Genomic DNA, 16,411 nt, shown 5'->3' on the forward strand with positions numbered 1-16,411 from the left:
TGCAGCTTAGCGTGATCAATATCACATTATAACTAGGACATTCCTATAATATCCCAGCCCCCAAACACCGTCAAGAATTTACCAATTAATTTGGCAAGTTTAGCCATATGCCTTCATATAAATGTTGGTATTTTGTCACAATTGATGACCGATTTGTGAACGATGCCACAGCTCTTCAATTTTTTTGCGCACATACAGCCCCTGCGACGGCGCTTCACTCAACTCACTTTGATAGGGAGTCAGCACAAGGTCAACCGCTGACTCTTCTTGGATGGACAGGTCATAAGCCGCTGACATTAAGATCACATAGTGGAACCCAGCCTGCTTTAGCTTTAAGGCAATCTGCTCTAATCGCGTCCACTCCGAATCTTTGTCATCGTCATTTACAAAATGATACGCTGGATAGGTCACTAATCTCCCTTGAAAGGGAATTTCAGCTAAGTCCAGCCAGTCTCGAAGCATCTCCAATTGTCGGCATGCTTCAATAGGAGATTCCAATCCTGTAAGTCCTGTAACAGGCAGGAGGCAAGTATCTAGATATGGCTTAAGCTCCTCCCAGGATTGTTCGGTAATTTCACTGAATTTCATGCTGCACCCTCCACAATTTTCCTTTTGTTTTCTTCCTATTATACTTGTCCATAAAAAAAAATGAAGAACCACTTTGCGGTTCTTCATTGTAAAGTCTTTAGCTCGTTCGTCAGCATTCGAAAGGCAGCCTCGTCTCCTGCTGCTAATGCTTCATCAATGGCTACATAAATTTTGCTTGTTCGATGCTTTTTAATTGCGTCATCCCACACCATTTCAGCCGTTAAGCTGAGCATCGCTTCATACGTTTCTTTCATTTTGTCCATAGGATACACCCTCCAAACCTGAACGATTAAGAGATCCTATATTCCTTTCCCTTCAACACATAGCTATCTGTTGTGCGTCTCATTCGCTCTAAGTCCTGTTCCGTCAACTCTCGGACAACACGTGCAGGTGTGCCTAAAGAAAGGGTATAGGCCGGTATCTTCGTGTTTTCGGTGACAACCGAACCCGCCCCTATTAAAGCATATTCACCGATGTCTGCCCCGTTCAGTACGATAGCCCCCATGCCAATCAATGTACCCTTGCCTATACGGCAGCCATGAACAATAGCTCCATGTCCAACGGACACATTCTCTTCAATCATGAGCGGTTGATCGGAATTAACATGTCCGATAACGCCATCCTGAATATTGACTCGATCGGCAATATGTATAGGAGCAAGGTCACCACGCAATACCGCGTTAAACCATACGGTCGATTCTCGACCAATGGTAACCTCTCCGATAATTTTCACACCATCCGCAAGGTATGCAGACGGATCAATCACAGGCGATTTGCCTAAGTAAGGTATCAACATCATCCGTAACCTCCAGCTCTCCCGTGTGTTTCAGGTCCTTATAACCTAAAGCCGTTCAGGAAAAAGTTGGTCTCATCTTAGCAAGCGGGTTACGGCTTGTCAACGACAAGCTCAATTTTCTCTTCATGCGGCACATAAATCCCTTGAATCAGGGTTTGTCCTCGCTTTGTGATCTGAACCAAGGAACCATGCACGGCATCTTCTCCATACCGAAGCAAGCCTAGATGAATCATCATCTTGATAATACGCTGACCTAATATAGATTCCGGCGTATCATAGTAAAATGGCTTGATATATGGAACTAACGTCTTTTGTAATGTATCGACTGTGGTCCACTTGTCTGTACATAATTGGATCCAATGCACAAGAGCGAGCAGATTAGGAATCGCATTTTTGTATAGCTTCAGCCAGAACCGATACACAGGCTGAAGCGGTTCATAAGCTGATCCCTGATGTAATCTTTCCTCACCAGCTTGCGTTAGTTGCAAGCTTCCGTTACCTTCTTCAATCCATCCTCGATAGAAGACATAATCATAAAGCAGAGATAAGCGGTCAGGATAATTGTGAAAGCGTCTACCGTACCCGAATCGCCATTCTCCTTTGGCAACAACCGGCTCTAATACGGCCAATTGTTCGAGAAGCTGCTGCTGAGTCCTTTTATACATGACGCCATCTCCATTTAGCTGAACCATCTCTCGATCGATGAAGCGAAGAAAGTGAATCATGTCCTCTCCTAATCGCCCATCCTCATCACGATACGCGTCTGGCTGAGGGATTGTCAGCAATTGAGCCTTGAATCGTTGGTGAAGAACTTCTCTGAATCGATGCTTTAAGTCTGTAGGGATATGCAGCAAGTACTTTGTCTGTTGTGTGCATCCGCTAAACAGCCAGCCACTATGCTTGAACTTGACGATCATATCTCTTGGATTAAACGTCGCGTTCTCACTCGCTTCTGAATCAAAGCGAGACTGCTGGACTCTAGCGACAAGTTCTTCGATGCTGAAATATCCCTGTTGGTCGAAGAGCATCGAATTAAGAAACCGAATTTCTTCTATCGACATCTTGTTGATATGCTCTTCAAATAGATCTTTTCTTCCCAACTCGATTAATATCGCCTGGATAAGCTCATGCTTCGAGTTTGTATTGCATTCACAACCATACTGCTGAGCAATTCTCGCTAGCTGTTGGATATCCGCATAGCTCAGCATATCCGCTAAGTTCATACTTCACCTCCACCCTACCCGATTGCGAGCCGATTCGTGCTGTACAGTATCCATTATTGGACATTTCGGTTCATTTATACGAGTATAATGGAAATCTTTTGTACCTTTCTAAAGCAACAAAAAAGCGTACGCTATTTGCGCACGCTTCGACTTCATCATTATTTTAAGAGGTTTGTTGTTCTACATGGGCAGAACAGTTCAGCAGAATGGGCTTCCAGCCATGATCGGTCCGTTCGATCACCGTGAAGGACAAATTTCCAATATGTCCGCTGCATGCTTCCCCAAATAGCGAAATAAAGAGCTGAGCCAGCCAGCTGCCATGAGAGACAATCAACACATTTTGATCGGGTGTCTTCATCGCAATCTGTTCTAACGCTTCTGACGCGCGCTTTCTCAGCGCTTCATCTGTTTCTTGTCCGAGATCCTGACCACGCCAGTCAACGCCCCACTTGGCTTCGCGCTCTGCTGCAGTCGTTCCTTCAACAATACCGAAGGCGCGTTCAAGCAATCCTTCATGGGGTTCCAACAAAGGAAGACCTAGTTCCTTGGCAATTATAACAGCCGTCTCCTCGGCACGCTTCAATCCGCTTGATACGACAAGGTCAAAATGATAATCATCCTGTTTCAACCGATTAGCAAGCAGCATCGCTTGTTCTCGTCCATGGTCATTCAGAGGAATATCTGTCTGACCTTGAATTTTTCCTGCCACATTCCAATCCGTCAGTCCATGTCGAACTAATCCAATACGTTGATGATTCATTCCGTCTCTTCTGCTCCTCATGTTCGTTTGTTACAAGTCAAACGTTTGTATCAAAAAAAGACTTACACTAAGTCTTTACTCGAGTCAGCCAGTTAATAAGCAATAGCGCAAATACAATTCCAATTAAAGATAATGCGATCCAATAGCTCGGAATAGTAGGTGCCACGTGCAGCAAGAAGGGTTCACTTGCTCCCGTTCCAGGAAGCTCAATCTGTATGGAGCCAGCATTCACTTCACCTGCTACTGCCGTAGGTACAAGTCCGGTCGTTGGCATCTCAGGAATCTCTTGGTCGGCGCGAATTGCGAGTACAACAATACTGCAAATGAAAATGGATACACAAAAGGCAATAATGCCTGCCAGCGTATTGCGAACCCGCGGCGACATCCGGTACCCTCTTCGCTGAACCGGCATGAGCCAGCCGCTCTCGTTATAGATTCGTTCCATAACAAGCTCGGGCCTAAACGTGGTTGGGCCTTCCTGGCAGTCTTCTTCTTCCTCCCAGTCTACGAGCGACTCATCCCACGCTTCGCTTGCTGCCCATATTCGATATTGCTCCGCACAAGCCTCGCATTCCTGCAAATGCTGCTCAATCGCTAGACGTTGCGGATCGTCAGCAGGCATACCAGCATATTCCGGTAACCACTCGAGCGCTTCCGCACACTCCATCTTAACGTCATCCCTTCAATCCGGGCTCCGATACATAGCCTTCCAGCTGCACCTTGATACTAGCACGCGCACGAAACAGCAGTGATTTCACGGAGCTCACCGTCTGTCCTAGCTTCTGTGCGATCTCTTGATAGTCCAATTGATCGTATTCTCTCAAGATAAGAGCAGATCTCTGCTTCTCTGGGAGATTGTTAATCGCCTGACGAACAAGCAGAACCTTTTCGTTTCTAAGTAATGCATTCTCAGGAACAACTTCACTCGGCGCTTCCGGAACAATGCTGTAATCCTCATCAAGCGAGACTTGAATGCTGCGCTGCTTTCTCAGCTCACTAAGAACCGTATTCCGGGCGATCGTATATAACCACGTCGAGAATGAAGCCTCCGCTTCACGGAACGTATGTAAACTTCGGAACGCCTTATAAAATGTGTCTGCACATAAATCTTCCGCTAGCAATTCTAGCTGCGTGTTCTTTAGCATGTGATGAATAAAAGATAAGACCTTGCGTTGATAGCGGGTCATTAATTCCGCGTATGAATCTATATTTCCTTCTTTAATCTCGCGAATGATCTGGGAATCCGTCATGGATTGCAATCCTCCTAAGCTTTCCATTTCGTTCCCGATACGCTACCTTAAATGTATACTTCAAATGAGGGTAAAAAGTTGCGGATCGGTCTTCATTTCACTAACAAAAATTTATGATTGAAATAAGAGAATGACAAATTGTGTTAAACTTTGTCAGACAATAAGGGATAATGTTATTTTAGCACAGGCCCCTTTTACTGGACCTTAATTTTTTTTAAGAAAAGGGGATATAGGATAAACGTCCTATCCATCTTACGTCACAGCCCAATGATATAGAACGTCTACTCTGCATCATGAATCATGTTTAATAACTTATAATTCAACTAAAGGGCTGCGTGCAGAAAAGCAATGATACACAATAATTAACGTATCAATGAGGACATATGTTACAGTAAAAATGGCTTCCATTTAACTTTTTTTCCTTAGGATACCAAATCCCTATGCTACTCAATCTTTATGCCTTTTTCAATCCCTTTTCCAACTGCATTTATGACAAATTAAAGGCAAAAAGGCAATCCGAAAGATCGGACTGCCTTTTATGAATGTTGAATCACCTATTTGAGCGTGCAATAAAATAATCGAATTAACACAGATTGCTGAGGAACTAGGTCATAGCACTTACACAAGTACCAAGTTTCCTTTTTCAAATTGTATAGGTTATCATAGTGTGGCAGAGAACATCATGATCATAATGTGAGGTAGAGTCATGTTAACAGAGAAAGAAAAATCGCTCCAAGGGTATATGTATAATCCAAATGAGGAGAGCCTTGTAAACGATCGAAAGATCGCGAAGGACCTATATTTTGAGTACAACCACACCCTTCCCTCTAATACTGAGAAAAGAACTGAGATTATAACGAAATTGATAGGTCATTTTAAAGGGAATTTTTTAATTGAACAGCCTTTTTATTGTACATATGGATACAACATCTCTTTAGGGGAGAATTTCTTTGCGAATATTGGCTGCACGATTTCTGATGGAGCTAACGTTACATTTGGAGACAATGTATTTATAGCACCTCATGTTTCTTTTTTAACAGAAGGACATGCCGTTACACCAGAGCTGCGTAATGATGGCTGGGAATACGCTTATCCGATCACCGTCGGCAATAATGTGTGGATATGTGCGAATGTATCCATTCTTCCAGGTGTGACAATAGGTGATAACAGCATTATCGGTGCAGGGAGCATCGTAACCAAGGGTATTCCATCAGGAGTACTGGCATTCGGGAATCCTTGTCGAGTGGTTCGCCCCATCTCGGAAGAAGATAAGAACAAGTTCAAGTGGTATGAACAATAAACATGCTGAATATTCCTTTTAAAATGAACACAGCGACAGGTCATAGGCCCAAGTGAGGCACTAGATAGTCGCTGTTTTATTTATACGAGTAAGATCCAATACGACTTATTAGGTAGTGATATGGAGACTAAAGCTTGTATCGGCCTGATTCACCGTCCCAGCAGCAATGGCTTGAACAATGACCCTGCCGTTCGATGGAATATAGATAGGAGCAGGGAACAAAATATTCGTGCTTTGTCCTGTCGTATTCGTTGCAGAACGTCCGATAACAATATTTTTATCTGTGTCTGGCGAAACTAACAGTTCGAATGAAACATCGTTTTTAAATGATCCAAACACCCATTGATGAATATATCCCCTGCCGTTAACAGGCACATGAATTCTGCCACTTCTCCATGATCGCCTCGCTGTAGGAATTAGTGCATACGTTATCGATTCGCCTATATTGGTTAGACTAATATTTCCAGATGCTCCTCCATTGTAAGTTCCAACCGCGATAATCGCAAAGAAATCAAGATACTTCCACGTGGTTGCTGTATTGACCCTTGTCGTACCAGCCAATGCAATGGTTTCATTTGCTCTCATGCCAGAAGCATCAATCCCGCTGATAAATATTTTTTGGGCTCCAGAACCTGTGGCTGTATCATTTGGAGAACTGGAAAAGACACGCAAGACTAATCCATTGGGGTTCGAAATGGCGGGTTCAGAAGAATAACCTTCATCTAAAAATTGCTGCACCGTTGTAGATACATTTGTAAGAAAGCCTATACGGTAGTATAGACGACTTGTAACGTTAGTCCCCGCATTCGTTACTTCTGCAAGGTATTGAAGAAATGGTTTGGCATTGGTATAGATCGGCGTACCATCGGAAGATATAGGCGCATTATTTAGTGCACTAGCTCCAACCCTATCCGTTTCCCATACATCACTAATGCTCATAATCATCTTCTTTAGACCCAACATCGCTTCTTTATCTGTTCTTGCATCATGCGACAATTGATAATCCATTATTCCTTGATAATCACGCAAGTAACTCAGGATGGAATCGAATGTAGCTTTATCCTCTCGGTAATACTGGTGGATTTCTCTCATTTGGACTTGATGTTGCATAAGTTCATGCTTCACTTCTTTAAGATTCTCGTTTATCTTTCTAAGCTCCTGTATGAGCTCATGAACCAGCAAGTCGTTCAACTCCACACCGATCACCTTCTACCCTTGAATATCTAGATAGTGTATGAAGAGTTCTTTATCCTGTGTGGGTTAACACCTCATTTCTCGACATTTCAATCCTTCACCTATAATAAGAATGAAAAATAGAGACGAAGAAAATTCTTCTTAGAAGCTCCTTCCTTGTAAGGATATAAAGTCCATTCATACTGCAAGTTATTTTGGTGCCCGAAGGAGGATATATATCGTTGACCGGTTATTTGAGTTAAACCTAATGATCTAAAAAAAGATCTACATCTAACCTGTTGTTTCATTTCAAAAATATTTTTATTTCTTCTGCAATTCGGTCTGATTGCTCATAGTGAATATAATGGCTGGTGTCGAGTTCAATCAATCTTGTATGATCATTCATGCCTGCATATTCTCGTTGAGTATTGACCCAATCTCCCTTTTCCCCTAATCCCTCACCGTTCGATGTAAACAAGAGCATTGGTATATTGGGATTTCCAAGTCTCGATACAGTTTTAGCATTCTCGGTTACCATTTTTATTTCTTCCAGCATGTCGCTATTCAGGGTCATGGTGTGCACAAGATTATGGTGCTGTTTGATTTCGTCTTCATTAAGTGCTCGTTCGTTGACTGGATTTATAAACGAGAATCGATGGAATCCCATGTACGTTAAAGCTCTTGTGATATTAATCATAAACTGACGATTTGGAAGTATCTCATAACCTCGAGGCAATGCCATATCCAAACCTATAATAGCCTCTATTTCATCAGGGTACATCTTCGCCCAATATAAAGCCTCTAATGCGGACATGGAGTGTGGCGTTAGTATGTATGGACCACTCTCTCCTGCGAGGATTAATGCCTCTCTAGCCTCTTGTACCATCGTATCCACATCGCGAGGGAATCCGCTAATATCAGAATACCCATAACCGAACTTCTCCACAACGACTGTACGGTATTCATCTGATAATTTGGAATATAATACTTTAAAATCATATACGGGAGAAGCAGTGCCCGAACCGGACATCAACACTAGCGTTTTACGATTCTTTTTCCCTTCTGCATACACATGCATCTGTTTCTCTTTCACTTGTACGAGTTTGCCGTTAGTCACAAGCTGCTGCTTTTCTTTGGCGAACATATAATGGTTGTATACTGTCAATCCAAATAAACTAAAGATGATAGCCCCAATGATCACTAGGCCATATTTCAAATATCCTCTCATGCAGAATCTCCTTCTAATCCCTATTTAAGGTGCCTGCAGATTAGGACGGAAACACCTCGTTTTTCCCTTCATCCAATTTAGGACGAGCAGTTGCTTTTTATCGGAATAAGCATTCATCAGCAGGAATAACTTATACAAAGTTTTTGATCATAAGTCATGATGGAGGTGGGATGGTTTGTCTAATATTTTTGTGTCTCGATCTTTGGATGAAATTCGCTTCTGGTCACGGATTATGAAGGAACACTCTCTATTTCTAAAACTCGGTTTTAGATGCGAGGATACACAGCTCATTAATGAAGCAAACCAGTTTTACGCGCTGTTTGATCAAATTGAAAGGAAATCACATGATTTTACCGCAGATACAGATCCCCAACAAATCGTGCGTTTTAACACGGAAGTGCATAACGCCGCAGTGCATATATGGGCATTTAAGCGAAAAATATTAGGACTCGTGCTGACATGTCAAATGCCTGGTGCAAATAACTTCCCTTTGCTCATTGATCATACAAGCAGAGAAGCAAATTATTTCAGAACACGTTTGGAACAATTAAATAGCGGACAATTAGATCCTCTTCCCGATGCAATCATTAATGAAAATGTGTTCTTTCTACGAATCATGGCCGATCATGCTAAGTTTATTGGCCACCTCCTAGATCCATCGGAAAGACAGCTCGTTGAGCAAGCTCGCAACTTCAGTCACGACTTCGACCAGCTGTTATTTCAAGCAAGAGATTTAGACTCCATGCGGCCTCAGTCATTAACAAAACCCTTACTTGATCAATTTTTAGATCAGAATCGAGTGTCAGTAGCCTCCCTCCGTGATTTCAAAAAAACCGCTAGAGATTTGATTGAAGCATGCAAAATCAAAAGTATTATTCATCCTTTGCTAGCCGATCATGTTTTTCGCGAAGCCGAACGCTTTCTTGAAATTATTGATTTGTTTGAGCAAAGTTTACTTAACGTACAACCATAACCATCCAAAACAATTACCTCTAAAACCATCTGCATCATGCAGGCGGTTTTACACATGTATATACCAATTAATATGAATTGTTTACAGTCCAATAGTGATAGCGAAGGTCGCACTTTCGTTTTTTTGCTAGATACTTTCGTATTCTTCTAGTCATACTAATCTCCACATATCTTCCTCATGATTCACCTATACCCGTTCACAATCGTAACATACAATAGATGGAAACTATATGTGTTTCAATCAAATACATGATGGGATGTGTGATAGATATGAGTAAATTAGACAAGGTAAAAGCAGAATTATACAACCATGGTATCGATGCTATTGATGAGCTTGGAGTTGAATATCCAGGTGGGAAATCGTCGAGTTTCAACTATGAAGAACTTCTTGAAGCGGGGTCAAATGAAGATAAAGAATCCGCCCTATTGTCTTGGTTAGACAATGTCGATTGGGACGAAGCAGAGGAGTTAGAAGTAGAACTCCATGATGGTACTAAATTTGAGATCGACTTAGATACTGATTAGATCAGGGAATTGATCGTAACGCTATCCAAGAACGGTAGGATAATCAAATCAAGATCATCTCAAAATAATAGATACATCGATATGCCCTAGTACCGATCAGTGCCTATATAAGAGCTCACTAAACAAAACCGCCTACATCATGTTGGCGGTTTTCACATGTCTATGTGTACGTTTTAGAGGAAAATGGAGAGCCTGAGATTCAGAAATGATAAAAGCTATTCATTTCGAAAATGAATTAGACTCGTGCACATACCATCATTATACTCCACCCATATATATAATTCAGATTTACGGATGGAGGGTGAAAAATGGCAATAAGCCCACTTTGCAGACAATTTGCAACGATTCTTAGGGCACAACCACAGATTATCAATGGTGTATGTACAGCATCTACGGTAAGAAATAACATTAAGCCCATTATATTAGGAAAAAGGTCTAAATCATTTTTGACTATCCCTCAAGCCTTTTCTTTTGAGAATATTGGGCGTGATGGGCGTGCGCTATGCCTTGGTGAAACGGTAATATTAACAGCTGAAATTAATCCGTTTATTTCTCGCCTTCGTAAACATGGAATTAAAGTGACCGCTCTTCATAATCACTGGCTATTTACAAAGCCTAATCTCTGGTATATTCATTTTGAGAAACTGGATAGGCCATTACAATTTGCCAGGGATACCCGCGAAGCCCTTAATATTTTGACAACGCGGACAGTTCGCCCCGTTCACAAAAAGTGAGTTAAGAACGTAAACGTTCACAAATAGCGGAAATAGCCGGGGGTTTCTTTCCTCAACGGCTATTTCCGCTATTTACCATAACAACCCAATCATATAACATTATGTTATTGATGTCCTGGAAGGAAAGTTAATGGTGAAAGTAATTGGAACCATTTATGTTCCCTTATGAATGGGGTGCTAGATATTGATCCCGGAATGGATAGATTAATGTCACAATTAGACGTGACGATTGCTTCAGTCCTTAATTCCAGATCATCCTGGTACATAATAAAAAATGATATCGAGGTGTATCTCATGGACGTTCTTATCAAAAATCATCAACTTTCCAAAGATTATACAATCGTTCAAGCAGAAATGAAGCATTTTGATAGCATGCTTTCTATTTTTCTCGAAGCTGCTGAATGGCTTCGCTCCATAGGACTTAAACAATGGGAGCACTTTCTTGACGGTTACGGTCGCGATGATGTCATAGACAGCATCTATAATAAAGCTGCCTATGTTATTAAGAAAGGTCATACAATTGTTGGTACAGTTACCGTTCAACTGTGCCCTGATGAATGGGATGCTCATATTTGGACAGATATTGACCTAAGTGATTCGATTCTAATACACAGGCTTGCGGTATTACGAACAGAGTCAGGAAAAGGCTTAGGCAGCAAAATAATGGAATGGGTTGAAAATGAAGTGGACTACCCCTCTAATAAACGTTTTATAAGATTAGATTGTGTCGGTGGGAATAAGAAGTTGAATGATTATTACAAATCAAAGGGCTTTACATATGTGGGATCTACTGACGATGGTCACAGCAAGTATGAGAAGCTGATTTTTAAATAGAGCTCTAGATATGGAAATATGCTCTATCTGTAAGAAATATGTTGACAGACATGCCGAAATCAAAATTGCATTCCAGGCAGATCTAAAAGCCAATCATGAAAGGTGTAAATGAAATTCCAAAAGCTGCACGCGTATTGGCCGATAGAATAAGTGAGATCATGCAAAAAGTGTCGTCTAATTTGATAGGTGCATTCGTAGCTGGGGACTTTTCTGATGAATGTGATGGCTATTGGGTTTGTGTAGAGGTAGAGGAATTCATAGAGATACCTGATGGAATGGTCACTTTAACTGCCCCAACTCAGAGATATGCAGTAATTACTCATAGAGGATCGAATAATAAGATCAGAAAGACATACGAACTCCTAAGATAGCCATGTAATAGACTGTTGAATTATACGATACAATTAAAGATTAGACTGATATTTTAATGAAAGAATTAGGGTTTATAACTCTAAGAGGCTAAGCCCGTATATGACATTTCTAGGATGTTCAGCAATGCGTGGTAATAAGACATCCTCCCTACCTCTGACACTATGATCCCCATACAAGGGCAGTTTCCCCATCTTTGTTCATATAGACTTTCGCCGTGATCAACTCAAATTTGCAGTAATAGACTGTTGTTGTAGTTACAACACCCTAGGAGGTTGGAAATGGATCAGAACTACCTACGACAGTTATGTTGGTCTTGTATGAACAAATATGTTGGTATCAAAACCAACGATGGCAAATCCTACGACGGTTTTATTGCTGAAGTCGATCAAGATCATGTCATCCTTGCCGTTCCCACGGATGAGATGATGGAGCAAATGCAAGGGCAATCTGCCGAACGCGCTTCTTATAGGCAATTTGGTTTTCAGCCTGGATTCTTTCCCCGCCGCCGTTTCTTTAGGCGCCGTATCCCCTTTTCAACAATAGCCGCTTTATTCCTCCTGCCGTTCTTCATCTAACAACGTGCATCGCCTTCGTTTAGAGCGGCATAATAAGCCGCTCTATCTTTATTCAAATAGCATAGGATATATACAAGCTATAAGATAATGATTAGGCAATGGCACGTTATGATAAATCCCAGAAAGGAATTATACGCTGCAAGAGGAATTGAATTCAACTCTCCCTGCTCTAACCACATCAAAGATAAAACATTCACTTCAAAAAAGGCGTTTTGTAACGATATACCCTACCTGTATATAAACCTATAGAAGGTCCTGAACATAAGCAAAAAAAAAACCGCCTACATTATGTAGGCGGTTGCACACATCTATGTGTACAATTTGGATAGGAGTGGAGAGAAACCATACTGTGCTTTTATTATAATGTATACGTTTTCAAACTGTCAATAACTTCTACTAACTTTTTTCTTCATTTTTCAAATTTTTCCGATTCATTCGATATTCCCCAATAAAAAAGGAAGACTTCAGATAAGAAGTCTCCCTTACATTAGCTGTTATACGAACACATTGTATCCCATTGAAGTAAGAAGCTCATTGGACTTTTCCCAATCCTTCTCTTGTCGGAAGGATAAGCGAAGCACGCCTGGTACGTCCTCACGGCTCTCAATAATTTGCAGGTTGCTTAGATTCAATTGATGGCTGCCGAGCAGCGTCGCTATCTTACCAATAATTCCCGGCGTATCTGGAACCTCGATATGAAGATCATAGAGTGAGTGAAGAACGCCTTTTCGACGCTCAGGCATGCGACTGCGGAACTCACCAGATTGCGTGAATGCCTCGCGAATGCGAGTATCGTCCTCATTCTCCAAGGTTTCAATCCATTCCTCCACCGATTCCTTCCAATCAGACAGCAACTCCAAAACTACCTCGCGGTTATTAAGCAGGATATCGCTCCAAATGACAGGATCACTGGAAGCGATTCGCGTTATATCTCGAAATCCCCCTGCTGCAAGATGCACATACATCTCATTATCATCATTGTACGTCTTTACTTGATTGACAAGCGCAGAAGCAACGATATGCGGCAAGTGGCTGATCGCGCCCACGACACGGTCATGCTCCACTGGATTCATGCGAATGATATGCGCGCGCGTATATTGCAGCAGCTGCACTAGACGCTCATAAACGCCCTCGTCCACGTTATCTTCCGGGGTCAGCACATAGTAGGCATTTTCAAACAATAAAGTAGAAGCCGCCTCTACACCTGAACGCTCCGATCCCGCCATTGGATGCCCACCAATAAAGTGAACATCGTCCCAAGCGAGCTCCTTTGCTTTCTTCGTAACGGATACTTTTGTGCTGCCCACATCCGTAATAACACAACCGCGTTTAAGCGGTAAAGCACGAAGCTGCGTCAACATTTCATCCAGCAGCCCTACAGGGGAGCACACAAAGATGACATCTGCGTCTTCGACCGCTTTCCCCAGAGATGTTGTGGCTTCATCAACCACGCCTCGGGCAACATATTTGATCGTAGAAGCTTCATTTGGAGAGTATCCAACAACGGTAATGCCAGGCTTACCTTTAAAACAAAGGGCGAGAGAGCCACCAATCAGCCCCACGCCCAAAATGGCAATGTTCATGCTCATGATGTCACCCTAGTCTTCTCTAGAATTCTCTCGATTGCTACAATGAGACCTTCGTTCTCTTCCTTCGTACCTACGGTAACGCGCAAGTAGTTCGGATATAACTTGTGTCCCGCACGGGTGATATATCCCTCATGAAGCAACAGCTCGAACATGTCCTTAGCAGGCATCTTCACATCAAACATCATAAAGTTGCCATGCGCAGGGAAACTTTCAAGATTAAGCCGCTTGAACTGAGACTGCAAGTATGCAATGCCTTCGGCATTCTTCAATTTGCAGGTCTGTACAAAGTCTTGGTCCTGAATGGCTGCTACAGCTGCCGCTTGAGACAAGCGTGTCGTATTGAACGGTTCACGAACCTGATTAATCGTATGGATAACCTCCGCATCTCCAATTCCATACCCGATACGAAGGGAGGCAAGACCATATATCTTCGAGAAGGTACGAAGTGTAATTAAGTTTTTGTATGTTGGAAGCAAAGCAAAAACATCCGGATATTCGCTGTCCGTTACATATTCACAATAAGCTTCATCAAGCACAACCAAGATATGACTTGGAATACGCTCCATGAAGGACACAATCTCCTTATGGCTTACAATGGTGCCTGTAGGGTTGTTTGGATTACAAATCCATACAATCTTGGTCTTGTCCGTTACCGCTGCGAGCATGGCCTCCAGATCATGAGTGCCATCCTTCAAAGGCACTTCTACGCAAACTGCCCCTTCAATCTCCGCATTGTGCTTATATTGCGGGAAGGTCTGATCCGCCATGATGGTCTCATCGCCTGATACCAAGTATGCACGGCAGAGCATCAAGATGATATCATCAGAGCCTGCTCCAAAAATAACTTGGTTCGGTTGAACCTTATAATGATTCGCTACAGCAGTAGTTAGATCTATGGCAGCACCGTCTGGATATAAATTCAATTCCTCCAGTGCGCTTATCATCGCCTGCTTTGCTTTTGCTGAGGATCCATATGGATTCTCGTTCGATGCAAGCTTAATCACATGATCAAGCCCGTACACCCGCTTCACATCTGCTACAGACATGCCAGGCTGGTATACTGGTAGATCCACTACTGAACGCTTTGGTTGCACGACAACCACCCTTTCCATATTTCCTCAAGTTGTGACTAAATTTATGATTTCAATTGTCGCACAAATTGGGAAATTTGCAAGACCCCCTCTTCCGCCGACGCGGGATCTTGGAGCAAAGGGATGTTTTCTTCTACTTTGCGGACGATCGCGCTGCCCACGATGACACCGTCACAGTATGGACGGAATCGCTCGACATGCTCAGCCTGAGAGATGCCAAAGCCTACTGCGATAGGCAATGAGGTAGAGGTGCGGACCTCCTCTAGGAATCGATCGACAGAATCGTCGAAGCTGTCTCTCATCCCCGTTACACCAAGCGTGGACACACAATAGATGAATCCTCGGCCATGCTCAACAATTCTCGCGATTCTTTCTTTCGATGTCGGAGCAACAAGTGGAACAAGGTGAATTCCATATTGATCAGCAATTGTTCTCACTGGCTCGCTCTCCTCAACAGGTAGATCGGGAATGATTACGCCGCTGACATCATGGCTCTCAAGCGCTTGAAAGAATCGCTCCAGTCCATATTGGAGCACTGGATTAAAATAAGTGAACAGCACATAAGGAATCTGAGCACCTGCCTGTCGTGCTTGCTCGGCAAGCTCCAGCCCATCATCAATTGTAATCTGATGCTTTAAGGCGCGCGCTGAAGCTCGTTCAATGACTGGCCCATCTGCTAATGGATCAGAATATGGGATTCCAAGCTCTATAAGATCAGCGCCTGCCTTTTCTAAAGCAATCAGTAGCTGAAGCGTTACATCTTTTGATGGATCGCCTACGGTAATAAAAGGGATCATAGCCGTGCCATCCTGTTCACGGATCGTTGCAAAAATATGATCGATGCGGTTCGAGCTCATTATTTTCCCACTCCTTCCAATGCTTGCATGATCGTGCCTACATCCTTGTCTCCTCTACCGGATAGACAAACAATGATAATCTGCTCGGAATCTAACTCAGGTGCAACCTTCAAGCAATGTGCGAGCGCGTGAGAAGATTCCAATGCAGGCAGGATGCCCTCCGTACGGCACAACAGCTGCAGGGCTTCAAGCGCTTCTGAATCCGTTACGGGCACATATTCAGCACGCTTAATGTCTTTTAAGTGAGAATGCTCAGGTCCCACTCCAGGATAGTCCAGTCCCGCAGAGATCGAATGCGCTGGCTGAACCTGACCATATTCATCCTGAAGCAGATAGCTGAGAGATCCTTGGAATACTCCTGGTCTGCCAAGCGTCATCGTTGCAGCATGCTCTTCTGTATCAATCCCGCGCCCAGCAGCTTCTGCCCCGATCAGGCGCACCTCTTCATCCAATATAAACGGATAGAACATGCCCATCGAGTTGCTTCCGCCTCCAACAGCAGCAATGCATACATCTGGGAGACGCCCTTCTGCCTCTAAGATCT

At 42.9% G+C, this 16,411-nt stretch carries 20 protein-coding genes; 7 read left to right on the plus strand and 13 right to left on the minus strand.

Annotated features, from left to right (window positions below; all coding sequences use genetic code 11):
* Positions 1-135: 135 nt before the first annotated feature.
* From I2H74_RS01170 to I2H74_RS01200, 7 genes are all read right to left on the minus strand, one after another.
* Complete coding sequence (locus I2H74_RS01170; protein WP_195570928.1) at positions 136-588, minus strand: DUF2487 family protein; 453 nt, start codon at positions 586-588, stop codon at positions 136-138.
* Positions 589-671: 83 nt separating this feature from the next.
* A complete protein-coding gene (locus I2H74_RS01175) occupies positions 672-851 on the minus strand; it encodes an IDEAL domain-containing protein (protein WP_195570931.1) in 180 nt (59 codons plus the stop codon).
* 26 nt (positions 852-877) lie between these two features.
* On the minus strand, positions 878-1,384 hold the full coding sequence (locus I2H74_RS01180) for a gamma carbonic anhydrase family protein (RefSeq protein ID WP_195572079.1): 507 nt from the start codon (positions 1,382-1,384) through the stop codon (positions 878-880).
* Between the two features lie 89 nt (positions 1,385-1,473).
* Positions 1,474-2,607, minus strand: a complete 1,134-nt coding sequence (locus tag I2H74_RS01185) for a hypothetical protein (protein ID WP_195570932.1) — start codon at positions 2,605-2,607, stop codon at positions 1,474-1,476.
* A 163-nt stretch (positions 2,608-2,770) separates the two neighbouring features.
* Entirely contained in the window at positions 2,771-3,367 is a 597-nt protein-coding gene (locus I2H74_RS01190) for a histidine phosphatase family protein (protein WP_195570934.1), read from the minus strand.
* Between the two features lie 67 nt (positions 3,368-3,434).
* Entirely contained in the window at positions 3,435-4,034 is a 600-nt protein-coding gene (locus I2H74_RS01195; protein WP_195570937.1) for an anti-sigma factor family protein, read from the minus strand.
* A 7-nt stretch (positions 4,035-4,041) separates the two neighbouring features.
* The gene (locus I2H74_RS01200; RefSeq protein WP_195570939.1) at positions 4,042-4,617 is read right to left on the minus strand and encodes an RNA polymerase sigma factor; all 576 of its coding nucleotides are present in this window, start codon (positions 4,615-4,617) and stop codon (positions 4,042-4,044) included.
* 706 nt (positions 4,618-5,323) lie between these two features.
* On the opposite strand from I2H74_RS01200, the gene I2H74_RS01205 reads away from it, so the two are divergent.
* The gene (locus I2H74_RS01205) at positions 5,324-5,917 is read left to right on the plus strand and encodes a sugar O-acetyltransferase (RefSeq protein WP_195570940.1); all 594 of its coding nucleotides are present in this window, start codon (positions 5,324-5,326) and stop codon (positions 5,915-5,917) included.
* Between the two features lie 108 nt (positions 5,918-6,025).
* Here I2H74_RS01205 and I2H74_RS01210 read toward each other — a convergent pair whose 3' ends face one another.
* Both I2H74_RS01210 and I2H74_RS01215 read right to left on the minus strand, forming a co-directional pair.
* Positions 6,026-7,108 carry a hypothetical protein gene (locus tag I2H74_RS01210; protein ID WP_195570942.1) on the minus strand — a complete coding sequence of 361 codons (1,083 nt, stop codon included), beginning with the start codon at positions 7,106-7,108 and terminating at the stop codon, positions 6,026-6,028.
* A gap of 286 nt (positions 7,109-7,394) precedes the next feature.
* Positions 7,395-8,318: an alpha/beta fold hydrolase gene (locus tag I2H74_RS01215; protein ID WP_195570944.1), complete on the minus strand. Its 924-nt coding sequence runs from the start codon at positions 8,316-8,318 to the stop codon at positions 7,395-7,397.
* A 175-nt stretch (positions 8,319-8,493) separates the two neighbouring features.
* On the opposite strand from I2H74_RS01215, the gene I2H74_RS01220 reads away from it, so the two are divergent.
* From I2H74_RS01220 to I2H74_RS01245, 6 genes are all read left to right on the plus strand, one after another.
* Positions 8,494-9,291: a DUF2935 domain-containing protein gene (locus I2H74_RS01220; protein ID WP_195570946.1), complete on the plus strand. Its 798-nt coding sequence runs from the start codon at positions 8,494-8,496 to the stop codon at positions 9,289-9,291.
* 269 nt (positions 9,292-9,560) lie between these two features.
* Entirely contained in the window at positions 9,561-9,815 is a 255-nt protein-coding gene (locus I2H74_RS01225) for a hypothetical protein (RefSeq protein WP_195570948.1), read from the plus strand.
* Between the two features lie 308 nt (positions 9,816-10,123).
* Positions 10,124-10,549 carry a DUF1259 domain-containing protein gene (locus tag I2H74_RS01230; RefSeq protein WP_195570950.1) on the plus strand — a complete coding sequence of 142 codons (426 nt, stop codon included), beginning with the start codon at positions 10,124-10,126 and terminating at the stop codon, positions 10,547-10,549.
* Between the two features lie 294 nt (positions 10,550-10,843).
* On the plus strand, positions 10,844-11,383 hold the full coding sequence (locus I2H74_RS01235; protein ID WP_195572080.1) for a GNAT family N-acetyltransferase: 540 nt from the start codon (positions 10,844-10,846) through the stop codon (positions 11,381-11,383).
* 95 nt (positions 11,384-11,478) lie between these two features.
* Positions 11,479-11,754: a GyrI-like domain-containing protein gene (locus tag I2H74_RS01240; RefSeq protein ID WP_195570952.1), complete on the plus strand. Its 276-nt coding sequence runs from the start codon at positions 11,479-11,481 to the stop codon at positions 11,752-11,754.
* 279 nt (positions 11,755-12,033) lie between these two features.
* Positions 12,034-12,330: a phosphatidylinositol kinase gene (locus I2H74_RS01245; protein WP_195570953.1), complete on the plus strand. Its 297-nt coding sequence runs from the start codon at positions 12,034-12,036 to the stop codon at positions 12,328-12,330.
* Between the two features lie 494 nt (positions 12,331-12,824).
* Here I2H74_RS01245 and I2H74_RS01250 read toward each other — a convergent pair whose 3' ends face one another.
* The 4 genes from I2H74_RS01250 to I2H74_RS24415 all read right to left on the minus strand — a co-directional run.
* Positions 12,825-13,913 (minus strand): prephenate dehydrogenase, encoded by a 1,089-nt coding sequence (locus tag I2H74_RS01250; protein WP_195572081.1) that lies wholly within the window; start codon positions 13,911-13,913, stop codon positions 12,825-12,827.
* A 2-nt stretch (positions 13,914-13,915) separates the two neighbouring features.
* Positions 13,916-15,013, minus strand: a complete 1,098-nt coding sequence (hisC, locus tag I2H74_RS01255) for a histidinol-phosphate transaminase (protein ID WP_195570955.1) — start codon at positions 15,011-15,013, stop codon at positions 13,916-13,918.
* 41 nt (positions 15,014-15,054) lie between these two features.
* Positions 15,055-15,867, minus strand: coding sequence for a tryptophan synthase subunit alpha (gene trpA, locus I2H74_RS01260; RefSeq protein WP_195570958.1), 813 nt, complete (start codon positions 15,865-15,867; stop codon positions 15,055-15,057).
* On the minus strand, positions 15,867-16,411 hold a 545-nt coding region (locus I2H74_RS24415), incomplete at its 5' end, for a pyridoxal-phosphate dependent enzyme (RefSeq protein WP_229106273.1). The genes trpA and I2H74_RS24415, both read right to left, overlap by 1 nt.

This window comes from Paenibacillus sp. 1001270B_150601_E10 (assembly GCF_015558675.1).
Taxonomy (GTDB): Bacteria; Bacillota; Bacilli; order Paenibacillales; family Paenibacillaceae; genus Paenibacillus_B.